The organism is Streptomyces marincola (assembly GCF_020410765.1).
Lineage (GTDB): Bacteria > Actinomycetota > Actinomycetes > Streptomycetales > Streptomycetaceae > Streptomyces > Streptomyces marincola.
This window is the reverse complement of record NZ_CP084541.1, coordinates 4,832,937-4,849,960: the sequence shown is the minus strand read 5'-3', so window position 1 is coordinate 4,849,960 and position 17,024 is coordinate 4,832,937. Positions and strand designations below refer to the sequence as shown.

Here is a 17,024-nt window from a genome sequence, read left to right as displayed (position 1 = left end):
CCTCCCCGCTCGCCCCACGACCGCGCGGCACGACTTCCCAGGGAAAGCCATGGCATCATCCACCACGCCGTCCCGGAGCAGGAGCCGGATCCGCAGACAGCGCCGCAACGGCGTGCTGCTCCTGCTCGGCCCCTTCTTCCTGCTGTTCCTCCTCACCTACCTCGTCCCCCTCTGCTACGCCGTCGGCCTCAGCTTCTTCCGCGAGCAGTTCAGCGGCATCGGCTGGGACGGGCCCCGGCTCGTCTTCGCCTGGTTCGACAACTACACGCGGGCCCTGACGGACTCCGCCTTCCTGAGCGGCGTCGGGCGGGTGCTGCTCTACGGGCTCATCTACGTACCGCTGCTGATCGTCCTGGCCATCACCCTGGCCCTGCTGCTCGATTCTGCGCTCACCTACGGCCGCCGCTTCTTCCAGACGCTGCTGTTCCTGCCGCACATCGTGCCGGGCCTGATCGCCTCGCTGATCTGGCTGTACCTGTACACGCCGGGGCTCAGCCCCATCGTCGACTTCTTCTCCTGGTTCGGCTGGAACGTCGACTTCCTCGACGACGGCATCCTGCTCTCGATGGTGAACATCGCCGTCTGGGGTGCGCTCGGCTTCAACATCGTCCTGATCTTCGTCGGGCTCCAGGCCGTTCCGAAGAGCACCGTGGACGCGGCGCGGATCGACGGCGCCGGCGAACTGCGCATCGCCTTCCACGTCAAACTGCCGCAGGTGCTGCCGACCGTCTTCGTGGCGACGCTCTTCACCATCATCGGCTCGCTCCAGCTGTACACGGAACCGATGATCCTGCGCACCTCGGGCGAGAGCCCCATCGACAACGCGTGGACACCGAACATGCTCGCCTACACCTCGGCGTTCAACAGCAACGACTACCACTACGCGGCGACCGTCTCCGTGCTGATCGCCCTGCTGGCCGGCGTCCTCTCCTTCCTCGTCACCAGGTTCGCCAACAGAAGGGCCATGCGATGACCGACCTGCTTGACACCGAGCGGCCGCCCCGCCGCTCCGAGCGGCCGGGAGCGGCGGGGCCAGGCCCCGGGCGGCGCGCCGCGCGCGACTCCTCCCCCTGGTGGCTGCGGCGCTCCGCCGTCACGGCGCTGTGCGCGATCGCCGGCGTCTACACGCTGCTGCCGCTGGTCTGGCTCCTGTTCGCCGTGACCAAGACGCTGCCCGAGCTGTACAGCGGCAACGGGTTCTCGCCGTCCGCCGGCTTCCACGTCTTCGACAACGTCCGCGACCTCTTCACCGTGGACGGCGGCCGGTTCGGGCGCTGGATGCTCAACACGGCGGTGTACGCGGTCGGCGGCGCGCTCGCGGCCACGCTGCTGTCCGTGGCGGCGGGCTACGCGTTCGACAAGTTCCAGTTCCGCGGCAAGGAGAAGTGGTACGCGCTGGTCATCGCCGGCGTCCTGATCCCCAACACCGCCATCGTCATCCCGCTGTACCTGATGATGGCCAACGCCCAGCTCACGGACACGATGTGGTCGGTGTTCATCCCGCTCATCGTGAACCCCTTCGGCGTCTACCTGGCGCGCGCCTACTCCTCCGGGGCCATTCCCGACGAACTGCTGGAGGCGGCCCGGATCGACGGGGCGGGTGAGATACGGACGTTCTTCTCGGTCGGCCTGCGGATCATGGGCCCCGGCGCCCTGACGATCTTCCTGATCCAGTTCATCGGCATCTGGAACAACTTCTTCCTGCCCATGGTGATGCTCACCGACAACGACCTGTTCACCGTCGCGCAGGGCCTGTTCACGTGGAACTCCGCCGTCAGCCAGAACCCCGACTACACGCGCATGGTCGTCGTCGGCTCGGCCGTGACCACCATTCCGCTCCTGCTGCTGTTCATCCCGCTCCAGCGCCACTGGCGCGCGGGCCTCGCCGAGGGCGGCGTGAAGTGACGCGGCCTGGCGGCGGGGGACCGTTCGGCACGGCGGGCGCGGACCGGCAGGCGTGAACAGGTCTGACGTTTCTGCTCTAGGATGTGCAACATCTGCTCACTGGAGGGATCATGACCGACATGCTCGTCGCACAGCGGCGCGGGCTGCTGGTCAGGGAGCTGGAAGCCTCCGGTGTCCTGAAGATCACCGAGCTGGCCACGCGCCTGAAGGTCTCGCGCGCCACGATCCGGCGCGACCTGGTGGACCTGGAGGCCGAGGGGCGCGTGACCCGCGTCCGCGGCGGAGCGCTGGTGGCCACCGCGCACCGCGCCGAGCACCCGGCGGCGGTGCCCGCACCGCCGGCAGGTCCGGCCGCCGTCGCGTCCGCGGGCGCGCCCCCGGCCTCGGAGCAGACGCTCGGCCTGCTGGTCCCCTCGGCCACGTACTACTACCCGCGGGTGGTCGCCGGTGTCCAGGCGGTCGCGGCGGAACGCGGCGCGCGCGTGGTGATCGGGCTGACCGACTACGCGCGGCCCCGGGACCTGGAGCAGATCGAGGAGCTGAACGTCGCGGGGGTGACGGGTCTCCTGGTGGTCTCCACCGGTGGGCACCACCTGCCGGCCGTCACGCAGGAGCGGCTCGTGGCCACCGGCCTGCCGTTCGTCCTGCTGGAACGCCAGCCGCAGGACCCGTTCGACGCCTGCGAGTTCGTGGTCACCGACCACCGGCAGGGCGCGTTCGGCGCCGTGCGCCACCTCGCGGCCCTCGGCCACCGGCAGGTCGGCCTGTTCACCAACGGCAGCCCCACCGCGCCCCTGGTCGCCGACGGCCACGCGGCGGCGGTGCGCGCGCTCGGCCTCGACGGCGGGGCGCCTGTGGTCGACAGCGGCCGGCCCACGCTCGGCAGCGCCGAGGCGGCCGGGCACTACGAACGCTTCCTCGACCAGTGCAGGGACCGGGGCACGCGCGCGGCCCTGGTGCACTCCGACCACGACGCCATCGAACTCATGCGGCACATGCGCACCCAGGGCATGCGCGCCCCCGAGGACCTGGCCCTGATCGCGTACGACGACGAGATCGCCTCGCTCGCCGAGGTGCCCCTCACCGCCGTCGCGCCCCCCAAGCACGCGCTCGGCGTTCAGGCCGCGCGCCTGCTGCTCGACCGGCTCGACGCCGCGGAGCCCGAGGCCGTTCCCGTGCGCCAACTGACGCTCCAGCCGCGCCTGATCGTCCGCGCCTCGTGCGGCGCGCGCGGCGGTGCGTGAGCGGTCGCCCCGTTCCCGAACCACCGCCCCCGGGGCGCGCCGCGCCCTGTCGCACAGGTGTGTTCCGCGTGACATAACCTTGCCATTACTGATTCAACTGAAGCATTCTGTGCACGGGCTGACGTGCTTGTTCGGCGGCTGCGGCCGGGGGCCGACCGCTCCGGCCCGTGCCCGGGCGGCCCTCGCCGCGCGCCCCGCCGAGCGACCGCCGCCCCCAGCCCGTGGCCCCGCCGACCGAAGGTGCCCTCCGCGATGCGCAAGCGCCCCACCGCCCTGTTCGCCCTCGACGGGCGCCACCTGCCGCTGCTGTTCCCGCCGGACGTGGCCGCCGCGCTCGCGGACCTGGTCGACATCGACCCCGCGCTCGCGGTCACGGACTTCGCGGCCCCGGAGCTGGGGCCGCTGCTGCCCGGCGTCGAGGTCCTCGTCACCGGCTGGGGCTGCCCGCGGCTCACCCCGGCGGTGCTGGAGGCGCTGCCGCGCCTGCGCGCGGTGCTGCACACCGGCGGCACGGTCAAGAAACTGCTGCACCCCGAGGTCTGGGAGCGCGGGATCGCCGTCTCCTCGGCCGCCGCGGCCAACGCGCTGCCGGTCGCCGAGTACACGCTGGGCATGATCCTGCTCTCGGGCAAGGGAGTGTTCGCCGCGCGCGAGGCGTACCGGGCCGCCGAGGCGCTGCCGCCGCAGCGGGAGCTCGGGGACATCGGCAACGCGGGCCGCCGCGTCGGCATCGTCGGCGCCTCGCGCATCGGCCGCCGCGTCGTCGAGCTGCTGCGGCCGTTCGACTTCGAGGTGCTGCTGCACGACCCGTACGTCTCCGAGGACGAGGCCCGCGCCCTCGGCGTGCGCCCGGCCGCGCTGCCGGAACTGCTCGCCACCTGCTCGATCGTGTCCGTCCACGCGCCCGCGACTCCCGAGACCCGGCACATGATCGACGCCGCCGGCCTCGCGCTGCTCCCGGACGGCGCGGTACTGATCAACACCGCGCGCGGCAGCCTCGTGGACACCGAGGCGCTGGTGGCCGAGCTGCGCACCGGGCGCATCCGGGCCGTGCTCGACGTGACGGAACCCGAGCCGCTGCCGCCGGGCTCGCCCCTGTTCCGGCTGCCGAACGCCTTCCTCACACCGCACATCGCCGGTTCGCTCGGCAACGAGCTGCGCCGCCTCGGCCTGGCCGCCGTTCAGGAGGCGGACCGCCTGCTGGCCGGGCAGCCGCTCGCGCACCCCGTCGCGCGGGACGAACTCCCGCACAGCGCCTGACCGTCGCGCCGTCCGGGCGCGCGGTGCCGGTACCGCCCGGCCGGGCGCGCGGCAGGTGAACTGTATCGACGCAAATCATTGACCCCTGATCAATTATGCACCAAAGTGCAGAGAAACGAATCAGGCGAGGAGTAGCGTCGTGCGTCCTTCCCCAGCCCACCGAGCCACCGCCTCCGGGGTCTCCCCGGTCACCGGCCTCACCCGCACCGACTGGGAGCGCACGGCGGACAGGCTGCTCGACGCGGTCCGCCGGCACGCCGGGCCGGGTCACTCGCTGATCAACCTGCCGGGTCCCGACAGCGGTTCCGGCCGGCGCAGCGACGGGCTCGAAGGGTACGCCCGCACCTTCCTGCTCGCCGCCTACCGTTCGGCGCACGCGGGCAAGAAGCTCGCCGAGGACATCCTCGCCCCGTACGCCGAGGGCCTGGCGCACGGCACCGACCCGAGCGCCCCGGGACGCTGGCCACGGCCCGCCGACCTGCCCCAGGCCAGGGTCGAGGCCGCCGCCGTCGCCATCGGCCTGCACGAGTCGCGGCACTGGCTGTGGGACCGGCTGCCCGACCCGGTCAGGCAGCGCACCGTCGACTGGCTTGGCGGCATCTCCGGCACGGCCGTGCCGCCCAACAACTGGGTGTGGTTCAAGGCGGTGGTCGCCGCGTTCCTCCGCTCCGTCGGCGCGCCGTACGACGCCGGCGACATCGAGCGGGCCGTGGCGGGCACCGAGCGCTGGTACGCGGGCGAGGGCTGGTACACCGACGGCGCCAGGGGCGAGGGCCAGTACCGGAACTTCGACCACTACAACGGCTGGGCGATGCACCTGTTCCCGCTGTGGTACTGCCGCGTCTCCGGCGAACAGGCCGATCCCGCGCTGCTCCCGCGCTACCGGGAGCGCCTGCGCGCGTTCCTCGACGACGCGGTCCACCTGGTGGGCGGCGACGGCGCACCCCTGCACCAGGGGCGTTCGCTGATCTACCGGTTCGCGACCGCGGCCCCCTTCTTCGTCGGCGCGCTCTTCGACGCCACCCCGCTCGCCCCCGGGCTCACCCGCCGCGCGGGCAGCGGCATCCTGCGCCACTTCCTCGACCGCGGCGCCCTGTCGGCCGACGGCACGCTGTCCCTGGGCTGGCACGGCCGTTTCGAACTCCTCCGGCAGAACTACTCGGGCCCCGCCTCGCCCTACTGGGCCTCCCAGGCGTTCACCGGACTGCTGCTCCCGCCGCAGCACCCGGTGTGGACCTGCACCGAGGAGCGGCTGCCCGTCGAACGCGCCGACTTCGTCCGCGTCATCGGCCCGGCGGGGTGGGTCGTGTCCGGCACCGCGGCGGACGGCGTCGTCCGCGCCGTCAACCACGGCACCGACCACACCCCGCCCGACCGCCCCGCGCGCGACGACCCCCACTACGCCCGCCTGGCCTACTCCACGCACACGGCACCCGACCTCGGCCCGCCCCTCGACCTCCACGACGACCCCGAGGCCAAGCCGCGCGACGGCGACGCGCGCGCCGACCAGGGCCCGGACAACCGGGTCGCGCTCGTCGGCGGGGACGGCGCGCTCTCCCACCGCAGCCCGCTGCGGCGGCTGCGGGCCGCCGGCCGCGTCGGGCTGTCCGCGCAACGGCCGCACTGGCCGGTGGCCGGCGACACCGACAGGGAGCGCTGGCCGGCCGGGCCCGCCGTCCTGGTGGCCTCGGTGGTCAACGGCCCCTGGGAGGTGCGCCTGGTCAGGGTCGCGGGGGACGGCCGCACCGTGTGCGTCGGCGGCCACGCGCTGGCCGGCGACCGGCCGCTGTGGAGCCGGGCCGGGGACGGCCACCTCCTGGTGATCCGCCCGGACGGCCTGACCAGCGGGCTGTTCGTGCTCGGGCCACCGCGCCCGGCGCACGTGCTGCGGGTGCGGCGCGCGGTGGGGGTGAACGCGTTCGGCGCCTTCAGCGCGACCCCGGTGTACGAGGCGGCCGGCGACCTGCACGCGGTCGCCGTCTTCCTCGGCGCCACCGCGGGCACCGCCCTGCCACCGCGGCCCGAGGTCCTGCTGGCGCACGGCGACGCGACGGTCACATGGCCGGACGGCACGGCGGACACCCTCGGCCTGCCGGACGACGCGCACGCCGCCGCGCGGCCCTGAGCGCTGCCGCGTCCGCTGCCCCGCGGCAGGGAACGCCCGCCGCCCGGCCGCCGCAAGGTCAGCCCGCCCACCGGCCGGAGAGGAAGGTGACGGTGAACAGCACGCCCAGGGGCGCGGCGACGCAGAGGTAGACCGTCGTCACCCGCGGCCTGCGCAGGCTGAGGGCCGCGAGGCCGATCCACAGCGGCCACCACAGCAGCGTGGACCGCGGGATGGACATGTACCAGTAGGAGGTGCCGAGCGCCCAGAGCGTGAGGCCGATGTAGACCGCCTCGGGCCAGCGCCGGCGCCGCAGCAGCACGCAGAGCAGGGCGAGTCCGAGGAGCATCGCGACCAGTTCCGCCTGGAACATGATCGCGAACCCGGTCGACTGCACCCGGTCGAACGCCGCGTGCCACGTGTGCGCCCACGCATCCCAGGGGGCGTGGAACGCGCGGTTCCAGCCGCGTTCCTGCGCGTTGCGCCAGGCCATCCAGTCGCCGGTGTGCGCGTGCAGGTACCAGGTCTGTACGGCCACGGGCAGCGCGGGCAGCGCCAGCCAGGGCAGCGCCCGCCAGTGCCCGCGGGAGCGCGCGGTGAGCAGGAAGTGCAGCGCGATGGCCGCGGCGAGGAAGAGGCCGCTGACCCGCACGGCGGTGGCCGCCGCGGTCAGGACCGCGGCGAGCGGCCAGTGGTGCCGCTGGGCGGCCAGCCACGCGGGCAGGGCGAACGCGAGGAACAGCGCCTCCGTGTAGCCGGCGGCAAGGAAGACCGCGCACGGCGAGAGCAGCAGGAACAGGACGGCGCGCCGGTCGCCCTCCGTGCCCGGCAGGTACAGGCGGGCGATCCGCGCCAGCGCCAGGACGGCGACGGCCCCGGCGGCGAACGAGATGAGCAGGCCGGCCGCGGTCCAGTGCGGGACGACGGTGTGCACGGCGCGCAGCACCAGCGGGAAGCCGGGGAAGAACGCCTCCCTGTCGTCCCAGTCGCCGCGCCACGGGCCGTCCCCTCCGGGGAAGTAGCCATCGCGCGCGATGCTCAGGTAGTGCCCCCAGTCCCAGCGTTCGAAGGCGGGCACGGGGGGCGCGGCGCGCGTGCCGCGCTCGGGCGGGAACACCCACCCGACGCAGTAGGCGGTGACCCAGACGGATATTCGGGTCAGCAGGTACAGCCACAGGACATCACGGTCGGCGGGGTCGAGCCGGCCGACCAAGGGGCGCACGACAGCGTGGGGGAACCGGCGCGCGGGCCGTTCACGCGGGGCAGAACGGCGCGCGTGTGCGGGCGACTCGGGTGGCGCGACTGGCATACCAGGATCTTTCGAGTGGGGGTGTACGTACGGAATCGCCCGGTGGCCGCGTGCCGGACGCGCCGGGGTCACGGCGCGGAACTCCGTGGTGGGGGCGGGCCGCGGCGGGCGGGTGCCGGGTCCGGGTCAGGAGCCGGGTGGCCCGGTGTGGTCCCAGGTCGGTGACGTCCCGGTGCCCGGCTCCCGGGTCCCTGTGGCCGCCCCGCCGCCCACGCGGGTGGGGTCCGCGTCCGGCGGCGGGCTCTCGTGCGGCGGCGGGCCGCTTCGCGCGGGCGCCGAGGGGCCCGTCGAAGGGCTGACGGCGGGCGCGACGGCCGTCGGCCTGCCGGGCAGCAGCCCGGCGGCGAGCACGCCGCAGCCCGCGACGGCGAGGCAGGCGCCCGCCGCGAGGGCGGCGAGGCGGCGGCGGCGCGCGCGCCGGCCGCGTTCGGCGACGCGCGCGACGGGCGCCGCCCCGGCCCTGGCCTGCCCGAAGGCGCCGGCCTGCCGGAACAGGGTCCGCAGGGGGTCCTGGGGCTCAGACATCGCGGGCCTCCTCGAAGCGCAGATCGTGCAGGCGGTCGGCGAGCGCGGCCCGGCCGCGCGCCAGGTGGGTCTTCACGGTGCTCGGCGACTGGCCGGTCTCACCGACGATCTGCTCGACGGTGAGATCGCACAGGTAGTGCAGGGTGAGCGTGCGCCGCTGCTGGGCGGGCAGTTCCCGCAGCGCGTCGACGAGCACGACCTGGTCGGGCCCCGGCGCCTCGACGTGGGAGGGCGCGGCGCCGCGCCGCCAGGCGTCCGCCGTGCGCCGCCGGAAGCGCCACCGGCTCACCGCGAGCCGCCAGGCGACCGTGCGGATCCACGCCTCGGGACGGCCGTCGCGATCGAGCTGCCCGCGCCGGCTCCACCCCTTGACGAACGCCTCCTGCACGACGTCCTGCGCCTCGTGCAGGTCGCCGAGCATGACGTACAGCTGGCCCGTGAGCGGCGCGACCGTGCGCACGTAGAACTCTTCGAACTCCTCGACGGTCAACGGCCTCTCCCGGTTCTCACTCCTCCCCCTGCATACGCCCGGCGGGGGGCGCCCGGTCGACAACGTGTGCGAAAAAAGTCGTGACGGTCGTCACGTGAGCCGCGCGCACCGGCCCTTCGGGGCCGCGGGCGTCAGTCGAACGTGCCCGCGGGAGGCGGCGGTGAGGGGGTCGCGGTGGCGTCGGTGACCACGGGGGCGCCCGCGGTGAAATCGGTCAGCTCGCGTCCCGCGACGACCCGCGCGGGCGCGGGATCGCGCGTGCAGCGGCGGGACAGGTCCGCGACGGGCAGCGGGCCGTCGGCCGCGCACAGCACGCCGTTGCCGAAGCGCCGGCCGCGCAGCACGGGCGGCTCCGCGATCAGGCACACTTCAGCGAACCGGCTGGCGACGGTCGCCGTCTGGGTCCGCAGGTGGGCGAGCGGCGGCCCGTCGGCGACGTTCACGGCGTACCAGCCGCCGGGCCGCAGCACGCGCCGCGCCTCGTCGAGGAACTCGGCGCTCGTGCAGTGCGCGGGCGTGCGCGCGTCGGCGAACACGTCCGTGATGACCAGGTCGGCCCAGCCGTCGGGCAGCCGGCCGAGCAGCGCGCGGGCATCGGCCTCGCGCACGCGGACGCGGGCGCCGTCGGGCAGCGGGAGCGCGCGCCGGACGAACGCGGTGAGGCCGCTGTCCGGCTCGGCCACCTGCTGGACGGAACGGGGCCTGGTGACGGCGATGTAGCGGGCCATGGTCAGGGCGCCGCCCCCGAGGTGGAGCGCGGTGACCGGGGTGCCGGGCGGCGCGGCGAGGTCCGCGATGTGGCCGAGTCTGCGCTGGTACTCGAAGACGAGGCGGGTGGGGTCGGCGAGGTCGACGTGGGACTGCGGGGCACCGCCGACGAGGAGTTCCCAGCTGCCGGCCCGGTCCGGGTCCGGCAGGAGTTCGGCCGGCCCGCCGGCGACGGACTCGGTCACGGCCTTGTCGGCGCCCCTGCGCCGCAGTCTGTTTTTCGCCACGGCTCCAGTGTCGCCCCGGCGGCGGGGCTCAGGTGCAGCGGTCCACCACGCGGAGCATGGAGACGGCCTCGGCCAGCGCGGCCCGCAGGCGCTCCGGCTCCGTCGCCTCGATGACCGCGCCCTCCGGCGGGACGAGCCAGCCGGTGCCGGTCACCGGCGGCTGCGTTCCGAAGCGACCGCCGCCGAACGTCTGCGTGCAGGCGCTGCCCGGCAGGTCCCAGCGTTCCGCGGTGCCCGGCGGAACGATGAACCCGAGGGTGTCGCACTCCCTGTCGTGCAGAACGGGGCCCACTCCGTGCCGCAGCCGCAGGATGTCGACGGCTTCCAGTCCTTCCCGGGCCGGCACGGTGACCAGATCGGGCGCCGCTTCGCCGGTGTCCGCCATGGAGTCCTCCTCGACGCTGTCGGATACGTTGTTCAACGCGCGACCATCGTCAAGGGGTACGGCCCGGTTCCGCTGTAAAGGGTGGCAGTTCATGGCAGATGGGCGGCGAAATGCCCCCTTCGCCCGCAAACGCCCTGTAGTTGAGCGGGTACAGCCGGTACCGTCCGCCCATGGAGACGTCAGCTTCCGCCCCGCGGCCCGGCGGCCCCAACCTCATCTTCCGCTCGCTGCGCGGCGCCAGGTCGCAGGGGGAGTTCGCGGCGGCGGTACGGCGCGCGGCCCGGGAGATCGGGGAACGCGTCTGCTGCGACGCCCGGTACATCGGGCGCGTCGAGGCAGGCGAAATCCGCTGCCCCAACTACGCCTACGAACGGGTATTCCTTCATATGTTCCCGGGGCGCTCCCTCACCGAGCTGGGATTCCAGCCCCGGCAGCTCGTCCGCGGGCGCGTGCCGCGCGCGGACGCCGACCCGTCTCCGCCGCTCCCGCAGGACCCGCGCCCCCGCAGCTCCCCACACCCCCGGCAGCCCCCGTACCCCTCGGCTTCCTCGCGGCTCCCGCGCCCGCCCACCCCGCGGGCGCGGAGCGCATCCACCGACATCCCGGAGGAGGGCGACGTGTTGCGTCGCGCGTTCATGACCGGCGGCACGGCCGCCGTCGCATCCCTGACAGCCCTTGCCGCATCGACACCCGCCGCCGCGCGCGCCCAGGGCGCGGGCGCCCGCGCGCCGGGCGCGCGCCCAGGCGCCGCCGAGGCCGCCGCGCTCAGGCAGCAGATCCGCGACATCCGGCTGCTGGACGACCGGTACGGCGCGCGGCGGTTGTACCGGCCGGCCGGCGAAGCCCTGCGCGCCGCCCACGAGCTGCTCGACGTCGGCGCGCGCCGCCAGGCCGTCAACGACGAACTGCACGCCGGCGCGGGCGAGCTGGCGATCTCCGTCGGCTGGCTCGCGCACGACTCGGGGCGCCTGGCCGACGCGCGCTCCCACTACGCCGAGGCGCTGGCGACCGCGCGCGTGGCCGGTGACGGCGCGCTTGAGGCGCACGCCTTCTGCAACACGGCCTCCCTCGCCGCCGACGCGGACCGGCCGCGCGAGGCCGTGCGCGCCGCCGAGGCCGCGCAGCAGGCGGCCAGGCGGCAGGGCACCGACCACCTGCGCGCGCTGCTCTCGCTGCGCGAGGCGCGCGGGTGGGCGCGACTCGACGACCGGGGCGGCGCGGAGGCCGCGCTCGCGCGGGCGCGCGCGGCGCACGAACGCGGTCCCGCGCCCGAGGACCCGGAGTGGATGACGTTCTACGGCGACGCCGAGTTCGCCTGCCTTGAGGCGGAGTGCTGGGCGTCTCTCGGGGACCACGGGCGCGCGGTCGAGAGCGGCAGGCGCGCGGTCGAAGCGGCGCTCCTGGAGCCGCGGTTCACGCGGAACCTGGCGCTGTACTCGGCCCAGCTGGCGGGCCACCTCGCCCGCGACGGCGAGCCCGAGGAGGCCGCGGCGTTCGGCCACAGGTCGCTCGACCTGCTGGCGGACGTGCGGTCCAGCCGGATCACCGACACCCTCGCCTCGGTGGCCGGGCGGCTCACGCCGGCGCGCGGCGACGCGGGGGTCGCCACGTTCCTCGACCGCGTCGCCCGGGGCGGAGGCTAAGCGGCGGGGTCGAGGTGGGCGGTGTCGTTCCAGCGCTCGACGGCCGGGCCGCCGTAGGCGAGGGCGAGCACGCAGACCGCGGCGGGTTCGAGGCGCAGGCGGGCGGCGAAGGAGACGTCGAGGCCGAGCCAGCGGGCCGTCACCGCGCGCAGGATGTGCCCGTGCGCGAAGAGCACGAGGTCGCGTCCCGCGTCGAGCGCGACGCGCGCGGCGCCGGCCACCTCGTCGGCGCGGTCGCGGAGTTGCCCGAGCGTCTCGCCGCCGACCACCCCGTCGCGCCAGATGACCCAGTCGCCGCCGCGCCGCCGGGCGATCTCCTCGGTGGTCAGCCCCTCCGCGTCGCCGTAGTCCCACTCCTGGAGCGCGTCCCAGGCGGTGGCGCGGCCGCCGAACCCGGCCCGTTCGCAGGTCTCGCTCGCCCGCGAGAGCGGGCTGGTGCGGATCTCGGCGTCGGGGAGTCCGTGCCACGGCGCCTTCGCCAGCCGGTCACCGAGGGCATCGGCCTGCGCCCTGCCCTCGTCGGTGAGCGGTACGTCCGTCCGCCCGGTGTGCCGCCCGGTAACCGACCAGGCGGTCCGCCCGTGCCGGACCAGCAGGATGCGCGGCGCCATGAATGTCCTTTCTTCCGTCCCACCCGTCACTCATCATCCCGCACGCAACCCATTGGGGCTCCCCGGGCGTCTCTTTTCTGCGACTCCGCCGTACGGTGGAGTGACCACTTGCCGGCCCCCAGCCGATGACAACGTGAACCTGGAGTTACTTCCGATGTCCCGAGACCGGCCCCGATGGTGGACCGAGCTGCTGCTGATCGTGGTCGTCTACGGGGCCTACTCGGGCGCGAGACTCCTGGCGCGCGGCGACGTGGGCACCGCCGTGGACAACGGGCTGGCCATCCTGCGTTTCGAGAGCAACCTCTGGCTGCACGCCGAGGACCCGCTCAACGAACTCTTCACACAGGAGAAGTGGCTCGGGCTGCCCTCGTCCTTCGCCTACGCCTCGCTGCACTACGTCGTGACCCCGCTGGTGCTGATCTGGCTGTTCCGCAGACGCCCGCTGCACTACCGGCTGATGCGGACCTGGCTGCTGACCTCGACGCTGCTCGGGCTCGTCGGGTTCACGCTGATGCCCACGAGCCCGCCGCGGCTGCTGCCGGGCGACTACGGCTTCGTCGACAGCCTGGCGCAGTACGCGGACTACGGCTGGTGGGCGGACGACGCCTCCGCGCCGAGCGGCATGGGCGACCTCACCAACCAGTACGCGGCGATGCCGAGTCTGCACGTCGGCTGGTCGATCTGGTGCGGGGTCGCGCTGTGGCACTACGGGGTGCGCAGACCGTGGATGCGCGCCCTGGCCGTGGGCTATCCGCTGATGACGACGATCGTCGTGATGGGCACGGGCAACCACTACTTCCTCGACGCGGTCGCGGGCGCCGCCGTCATGGCCATGGGCCTCGGGCTGGCCAGGCCGCTGCTGCGCGCCAGCTCCCGGTTCAAGCGGCGCCTCGGCATCGAACGCCCCGAGCCGGGGACGGAGCACGACAGCATCGCTGCGCAGCCGGCCGGCGGCCGTGGCCTCCCGCCGCGGCAGCGGCGCGGCGAGGAGGACAGCCGCTCCGGGGCCGCGGCGCGGCACAATGGAGCGGCGGCCAAGCCGGAGGAACTGGCACCGCCGTCGTGACGTCACGCGCCGAGCAGGAAGGCTGACCCGACCCATGGCTGATCCCGGCCGGACGCCCGAGCCCCCCGGCGGCGGACCCCCGCGGTACCGCAGGCCCGCCGCGCTGTTCTTCGAGCCGCCCGCGGGGGAGCGGGAGGAGGAGCACTTCTTCGCGCTCGAATCGCTCACCGACCCGCGCGAACTGCTCGACCGCGCCACGGAGCTGGCCGTGGCCTTCCAGGCCGCCGCCGACCGCGCCGTGGAGTTCCAGGCGCTCGCCGCGGCGCAGCTGGCCGACCCCAGCCGTTTCGACGCCCTTCCCGCCGCCGCGGTGGCCGAGCGCGCGGGCTGGACGGAGGACTACGCGGTGAAGATGATCGATTACGGCCGTGAGCTGCTCAGGGGCCCTTCCTGACCGGCGAGCGGCCGATTTTTCTTCCGTCGCCCAAGGGTGCTAATGTCTACGACGTCAGCAGGCGCCGCTAGCTCAGTTGGTTAGAGCAGCTGACTCTTAATCAGCGGGTCCGGGGTTCGAGTCCCTGGCGGCGCACCTGATGGGGAAGCCCCCACCGGCCGGAAACGGCGGGTGGGGGCTTCGTCGTGCCCGGCCCGCCTCCCGGGACCGCCCCCGCCGCCGGGCCGGGCATCGGGTGATCGATCGGAACGGCGATCCGCCCGCTCCGCCGGCACCTGGGCGAGAACCCTGGCACGTGGTGAACTGCCCGCATGCCAAGCCGCGTTCTCTATCTGCTCGCGTGCGCCGCGCCGCCGGTGCGGTACGTCGACCGCGCTGTCCGCGACGCCCAGGCCCGGGGCTGGGAGGTCTGCCTGGGGATGACGCCCACGGCCGCCACGTGGTGTGAGGATCGCCTTCCGGCCCTCGCCGCCCTGACCGGGCGCCCGGTGCGCACGACGCACTCGGTGTCCGGGCGGCGTTCCGACTGGCCGCCGTCGGCCGTGACCGTGCTCGCCCCCGGGACGCTGAACACGATCGACGCCGTCGCGCTCGGCCTCACGCCCACCTGGGTCGCCGGTGTCGCGGTCGAGGCGGTCGGGAAGCGGTGGCCGCTGGTCGCCATGCCGTGCGTGAACACCGGGTACGGCGCGCACCCGCGGTTCGCCCGGTCGCTCGACGAGCTTCGCGCCGCCGGGGTGCGCGTTCTCTACGGGCCGGGCGGGTTCGTGCCGAACGAGTCCGGCCGGGGCCGCCCCGATGAGTTCCCCTGGCACCTGGCGCTGGACGCCGCCGACGCCGCCCTGCCCCGTTGACGCGCGCGGCGGGCGGGGGGCGGCGTCGTTCCGGCGGCGGACGACCGCCCCGGCGCGCGCGGGGCCTCAGTCGCGGCGGGCTGTGGCCCGGCAGGCTTCGGTGAACCGCTCCCCCGCCCGGGTCCAGTCCGCTCCCCCGGCCTCCGCCGTCTCCCGCAGAGCCGCGGCGGCCTCGCGGAACGGCGCGCTGGAGGAGCGGCTGGCCCACTCGGTGACCGCGCCCGCGAGGGCGGCGCGCTCCCCGGCGGTCGCGGGTCCCGCGGCGCCGCCCCCGTCGGCGAAGTCATGGCAGGCCCGGCCCTCGGGGTCCGCCTGCTCGTCACCGAGCAGGATCACGGCGATCACGGCCGCCGCGGTGACCAGAACCACGATCGACGCCAACACCCAGGGCGGTGGGCCGGGGCGCGGGCGTCGGCCGCCGCCTGAGGGCCGCTCGGTCGTCGTCATAGCGGCCATGGTCGCCGCACGGGCCGGACGCGGGCCAGTGGCTTGATCGTTCCGTAACGGGCGCCCAGGGTGCGAACGCGTGCGCGCCCCCGCGGCGGAGGCACCCGTTCCGCTCACTCCCTGATGATCTTCACGTCCCAGCCGCCGGTCACGGTGCGTTCACCCACCTCGACCCGCACCCCGGCCGCGGCGTCGTAGTAGCTCTCCCCGGTTTCCAGCGGCGCGTCCGCGAGCCGGGGGTGCACCGAGGTCCCGTGGCAGGCGCTGGTGTCCGGGTGGCCGTCGAGCACTTCGATCGGCCCCTCCGCCGAGGGAACGTCACTGCGCACCCGGTAGAGCAGCACACCCCGCGTGCAGGTGGTGGTGTCGTTGCCCAAGGGGGCGCGCGCTTCGACGACGAGCGCCTCCGCGGGTCCGGTGCGCACGACGGCGAGGCGCGTGTCCGACTCCGGGTCGCCCTTCTCCAGGGGCGCGCCCAGGGGCTGGAGCGTGTGCAGCGTCGTGCCGGGGCCGCGCACGCAGTCGACGTGCCCGGGGCCGAGCCATCCGAGCTTCCATTTGTGCCATCCGAACAGCTCGGGCGACAGGCCGAACTGGCTGCCCATGAGGTCCCAGTCCCCGACGTGCGTGTCCCAGTCCCCCCAGCCGTCCTCCGGCCGGTCGTAGAGATCGGGCAGGTCGAAGACGTGACCGGTCTCGTGGGCGAGCACGTTGCGATCGGGGCGGCGCTGCTCGAAGACCGTGACGAGGCGGCGGATCTCGGCGTCGCCGACGGTGACCGGCTTGTCGAAGTTCACCACCTTGGTCGCGTCCGGGTCCACGCCGGGCGCGTCCGGGTCGGCGACCAGGTAGACGATGTCGTAGGCGGCGAGGTCCACCCGTCCCGAGACGGTCTTCAAGGCGTCCTTGAGATAGGCGGAGCGCCGGTCCGGCTCCCAGTCGCGCCGTATCCCGTACTCCTGGGACGTGCCCGGCATGCGCAGCCACTCGGGCACCACCTCGGTCCGCAGGTCGAGCTTTCCGTAGGAGGCGGCGCGGAAGTAGTCGGTGGTGGCGGGGAAGTAGTCCTCCGCGATCCGCTCCGGACTCAGCCGCGGCGCGGCGTCGGTGAAGGAGAGGAACAGCATGACGCCGCGCACGGTGCCCACGGGGCGCGGGTAGGCGTCGTTCCAGCTGTCCACGCCCTCGGAGTGGTGGACGGCGGAACGCGGCAGGCTGCACGGCTCGTCGGCGAGGGCGGAGATGCCGGGCCCCTCGGTGAGGGTGGCGCCGAGCAGGGCGGCCAGTACGGCCAGCACGGCGGCGGGGCGGCGGCGGGCACGGCGCACGGCGACCTCCGATCGGGCCTCGGGCGGGACACGGGGAGCGGGAAACGGGCAGAACGTCAGGTGCGGGTGGGACGGGAGGGGCTGGAGGAGCGGGAGCGGACGGGTGGGGAGGGCGAGGCCGGCGGGCGGGAACCGGGGGAACGGAGGAGGGACGGGGCGGACGGCGGGAGCACGCTCACCACCCTGTTCCGGATTCCCCGTTTTTGCCCTGTTTCGATAGCCCGGCCGGGTCATGGCAATACGATTACCCTGCGTGCACTTCTGTCGGGAACGATCCCGAGAGCACACCCGACGAGCAGAAACGATCAGCTACTCGAAAGTCTGTCGGAAGCACAGGTTTCGGGTTACGAAACGGACGCGACGGGCACTGGCTCCACCCGCGCCGCAGCCTCTATGATCGCCACATTTCCAGCGCGGATACGCCAAGCGGGCAGCCGGGGAGCGCCCGACAGCACCATCGGGAG

At 74.4% G+C, this 17,024-nt stretch carries 17 protein-coding genes and 1 tRNA gene; 10 read left to right on the top strand and 8 right to left on the bottom strand.

The features are described 5' to 3' along the window. Positions 1–49 precede the first annotated feature (49 nt). The 5 genes from LC193_RS21430 to LC193_RS21410 all read left to right on the top strand — a co-directional run bounded on the left by LC193_RS21430 (position 50) and on the right by LC193_RS21410 (position 6,534). Positions 50–973 carry a carbohydrate ABC transporter permease gene (locus LC193_RS21430; protein WP_226076603.1) on the top strand — a complete coding sequence of 308 codons (924 nt, stop codon included), beginning with the start codon at positions 50–52 and terminating at the stop codon, positions 971–973. Further along, positions 970–1,905 (top strand): carbohydrate ABC transporter permease, encoded by a 936-nt coding sequence (locus tag LC193_RS21425; protein ID WP_226076602.1) that lies wholly within the window; start codon positions 970–972, stop codon positions 1,903–1,905. The genes LC193_RS21430 and LC193_RS21425 overlap by 4 nt, the downstream gene beginning before the upstream one ends. A gap of 110 nt (positions 1,906–2,015) precedes the next feature. Continuing rightward, a complete protein-coding gene (locus LC193_RS21420; RefSeq protein ID WP_226076600.1) occupies positions 2,016–3,149 on the top strand; it encodes a substrate-binding domain-containing protein in 1,134 nt (377 codons plus the stop codon). 252 nt (positions 3,150–3,401) lie between these two features. Beyond that, complete coding sequence (locus LC193_RS21415) at positions 3,402–4,409, top strand: hydroxyacid dehydrogenase (protein WP_226076597.1); 1,008 nt, start codon at positions 3,402–3,404, stop codon at positions 4,407–4,409. Between the two features lie 139 nt (positions 4,410–4,548). Further along, the gene (locus LC193_RS21410) at positions 4,549–6,534 is read left to right on the top strand and encodes a DUF2264 domain-containing protein (RefSeq protein WP_226076594.1); all 1,986 of its coding nucleotides are present in this window, start codon (positions 4,549–4,551) and stop codon (positions 6,532–6,534) included. A 58-nt stretch (positions 6,535–6,592) separates the two neighbouring features. Here LC193_RS21410 and LC193_RS21405 read toward each other — a convergent pair whose 3' ends face one another. The 5 genes from LC193_RS21405 to LC193_RS21385 all read right to left on the bottom strand — a co-directional run bounded on the left by LC193_RS21405 (position 6,593) and on the right by LC193_RS21385 (position 10,217). Further along, on the bottom strand, positions 6,593–7,822 hold the full coding sequence (locus tag LC193_RS21405; RefSeq protein ID WP_226076591.1) for a mannosyltransferase family protein: 1,230 nt from the start codon (positions 7,820–7,822) through the stop codon (positions 6,593–6,595). 126 nt (positions 7,823–7,948) lie between these two features. Continuing rightward, on the bottom strand, positions 7,949–8,347 hold the full coding sequence (locus LC193_RS21400; RefSeq protein ID WP_226076588.1) for a hypothetical protein: 399 nt from the start codon (positions 8,345–8,347) through the stop codon (positions 7,949–7,951). Then, positions 8,340–8,837 (bottom strand): SigE family RNA polymerase sigma factor, encoded by a 498-nt coding sequence (locus LC193_RS21395; protein WP_226076586.1) that lies wholly within the window; start codon positions 8,835–8,837, stop codon positions 8,340–8,342. The genes LC193_RS21400 and LC193_RS21395 overlap by 8 nt, the downstream gene beginning before the upstream one ends. Before the next feature lie 131 nt (positions 8,838–8,968). Beyond that, complete coding sequence (locus LC193_RS21390; RefSeq protein WP_226076583.1) at positions 8,969–9,832, bottom strand: spermidine synthase; 864 nt, start codon at positions 9,830–9,832, stop codon at positions 8,969–8,971. A 28-nt stretch (positions 9,833–9,860) separates the two neighbouring features. Continuing rightward, positions 9,861–10,217 (bottom strand): hypothetical protein, encoded by a 357-nt coding sequence (locus LC193_RS21385; protein WP_226078840.1) that lies wholly within the window; start codon positions 10,215–10,217, stop codon positions 9,861–9,863. Positions 10,218–10,387: 170 nt separating this feature from the next. Between LC193_RS21385 and LC193_RS21380 the strand changes: the two genes are divergently transcribed. Beyond that, positions 10,388–11,860 (top strand): hypothetical protein, encoded by a 1,473-nt coding sequence (locus LC193_RS21380; protein WP_226076581.1) that lies wholly within the window; start codon positions 10,388–10,390, stop codon positions 11,858–11,860. Here LC193_RS21380 and LC193_RS21375 read toward each other — a convergent pair. Beyond that, on the bottom strand, positions 11,857–12,471 hold the full coding sequence (locus LC193_RS21375) for a histidine phosphatase family protein (RefSeq protein WP_226076579.1): 615 nt from the start codon (positions 12,469–12,471) through the stop codon (positions 11,857–11,859). The two genes, LC193_RS21380 and LC193_RS21375, sit on opposite strands and share 4 nt — an antisense overlap. Positions 12,472–12,625: 154 nt before the next feature. Between LC193_RS21375 and LC193_RS21370 the strand changes: the two genes are divergently transcribed. The 4 genes from LC193_RS21370 to LC193_RS21355 all read left to right on the top strand — a co-directional run bounded on the left by LC193_RS21370 (position 12,626) and on the right by LC193_RS21355 (position 14,785). Then, positions 12,626–13,537, top strand: a complete 912-nt coding sequence (locus LC193_RS21370; RefSeq protein WP_226076577.1) for a phosphatase PAP2 family protein — start codon at positions 12,626–12,628, stop codon at positions 13,535–13,537. 34 nt (positions 13,538–13,571) lie between these two features. Beyond that, positions 13,572–13,931 (top strand): hypothetical protein, encoded by a 360-nt coding sequence (locus tag LC193_RS21365; protein ID WP_226076575.1) that lies wholly within the window; start codon positions 13,572–13,574, stop codon positions 13,929–13,931. A 61-nt stretch (positions 13,932–13,992) separates the two neighbouring features. Further along, a tRNA-Lys gene (locus LC193_RS21360) sits at positions 13,993–14,066 on the top strand. Between the two features lie 176 nt (positions 14,067–14,242). After that, entirely contained in the window at positions 14,243–14,785 is a 543-nt protein-coding gene (locus LC193_RS21355) for an HFCD family protein (RefSeq protein ID WP_226076572.1), read from the top strand. 66 nt (positions 14,786–14,851) lie between these two features. Here LC193_RS21355 and LC193_RS21350 read toward each other — a convergent pair whose 3' ends face one another. Next, complete coding sequence (locus LC193_RS21350) at positions 14,852–15,232, bottom strand: hypothetical protein (RefSeq protein WP_226076569.1); 381 nt, start codon at positions 15,230–15,232, stop codon at positions 14,852–14,854. 113 nt (positions 15,233–15,345) lie between these two features. Beyond that, the gene (locus tag LC193_RS21345; RefSeq protein WP_264086277.1) at positions 15,346–16,560 is read right to left on the bottom strand and encodes a M6 family metalloprotease domain-containing protein; all 1,215 of its coding nucleotides are present in this window, start codon (positions 16,558–16,560) and stop codon (positions 15,346–15,348) included. Positions 16,561–17,024: the final 464 nt, after the last annotated feature.

Bases quoted from the DNA above. Each gene is read 5' to 3' on its own strand.
- LC193_RS21385 (WP_226078840.1), bottom strand. From the start codon at position 10,217: ATGGCGGACACCGGCGAAGCGGCGCCCGATCTGGTCACCGTGCCGGCC.
- LC193_RS21415 (WP_226076597.1), top strand. From the start codon at position 3,402: ATGCGCAAGCGCCCCACCGCCCTGTTCGCCCTCGACGGGCGCCACCTG.
- LC193_RS21405 (WP_226076591.1), bottom strand. From the start codon at position 7,822: ATGCCAGTCGCGCCACCCGAGTCGCCCGCACACGCGCGCCGTTCTGCC.
- LC193_RS21375 (WP_226076579.1), bottom strand. From the start codon at position 12,471: ATGGCGCCGCGCATCCTGCTGGTCCGGCACGGGCGGACCGCCTGGTCG.
- LC193_RS21425 (WP_226076602.1), top strand. From the start codon at position 970: ATGACCGACCTGCTTGACACCGAGCGGCCGCCCCGCCGCTCCGAGCGG.
- LC193_RS21420 (WP_226076600.1), top strand. From the start codon at position 2,016: ATGACCGACATGCTCGTCGCACAGCGGCGCGGGCTGCTGGTCAGGGAG.
- LC193_RS21350 (WP_226076569.1), bottom strand. From the start codon at position 15,232: ATGACGACGACCGAGCGGCCCTCAGGCGGCGGCCGACGCCCGCGCCCC.
- LC193_RS21365 (WP_226076575.1), top strand. From the start codon at position 13,572: ATGGCTGATCCCGGCCGGACGCCCGAGCCCCCCGGCGGCGGACCCCCG.
- LC193_RS21400 (WP_226076588.1), bottom strand. From the start codon at position 8,347: ATGTCTGAGCCCCAGGACCCCCTGCGGACCCTGTTCCGGCAGGCCGGC.
- LC193_RS21380 (WP_226076581.1), top strand. From the start codon at position 10,388: ATGGAGACGTCAGCTTCCGCCCCGCGGCCCGGCGGCCCCAACCTCATC.
- LC193_RS21370 (WP_226076577.1), top strand. From the start codon at position 12,626: ATGTCCCGAGACCGGCCCCGATGGTGGACCGAGCTGCTGCTGATCGTG.
- LC193_RS21355 (WP_226076572.1), top strand. From the start codon at position 14,243: ATGCCAAGCCGCGTTCTCTATCTGCTCGCGTGCGCCGCGCCGCCGGTG.
- LC193_RS21430 (WP_226076603.1), top strand. From the start codon at position 50: ATGGCATCATCCACCACGCCGTCCCGGAGCAGGAGCCGGATCCGCAGA.